Source organism: Paenibacillus oryzisoli, assembly GCF_001653565.1.
Classification (GTDB): Bacteria; Bacillota; Bacilli; order Paenibacillales; family NBRC-103111; genus Paenibacillus_E; species Paenibacillus_E oryzisoli.
The window spans coordinates 1-216 of the sequence record NZ_LYPB01000051.1 but is presented as its reverse complement, the minus strand read 5'-3'; the positions used below and the strand labels follow the sequence as shown (position 1 = coordinate 216).

Sequence of the window (216 nt, the reverse complement as noted above, 5' to 3'; positions counted from 1 at the left end):
GAGATTGCAAAATCTCGCTAGCTTCAAATGAGCAAGTCATCTTTCTACTATGGAGAGTTTGATCCTGGCTCAGGACGAACGCTGGCGGCGTGCCTAATACATGCAAGTCGAGCGGATTTATCCTTCGGGATAAGTTAGCGGCGGACGGGTGAGTAACACGTAGGTAACCTGCCTTTAAGACTGGGATAACTATCGGAAACGATAGCTAAGACCGGA

The 216-nt window shown here is 48.6% G+C and carries 1 rRNA gene; it reads left to right on the top strand.

Annotated features, from left to right (window positions below):
* Positions 1-46: 46 nt before the first annotated feature.
* Positions 47-216, top strand: a 16S ribosomal RNA gene (locus A8708_RS10125); the annotation flags it as partial.